This window comes from Photobacterium sp. R1 (genome assembly GCF_054600795.1).
Genome location: NZ_BAAHZP010000250.1, coordinates 1 through 349 on the forward strand (window position 1 = coordinate 1; position 349 = coordinate 349).

The 349-nt window shown below is 35.0% G+C and carries 1 protein-coding gene; it reads left to right on the forward strand.

The annotated features are described in order from the left end of the window. A partial coding sequence (locus tag ACYP03_RS24900) for a hypothetical protein (RefSeq protein ID WP_459782512.1) occupies positions 1-271 on the forward strand: 271 nt, incomplete at its 5' end. Positions 272-349: the final 78 nt, after the last annotated feature.

Below are 349 nucleotides of genomic sequence, written 5' to 3' on the forward strand. Positions count from 1 at the left end.
CCAGAATAATATGAATCGGGTGTTGATTGATTATCCAATGCAAGATTGGTTTATTTTAAAAGGGAATACTTGCTATGAAGATCAAAGAGTCATCAAGCAGATAGTAAATTCATCCGTTGAAGTACAAGAAACAAAAACAAATGGTTTCTTCGATTTACTAGTAAAACGTAGAGAAATAATTGAAAATGAACGGGATGAGGTGCTGGATGAGCAACTGAAAGTCATTCACCGCAATAAGCTACTGAAGTTTGATGGTCATTTTTATCGATGATCCGTTACTGATCATGTCTTGAGAACGTTAGATAATGAAAGTCAGGTTACCAGCTTTATATCTATTGATGCTTCTGTG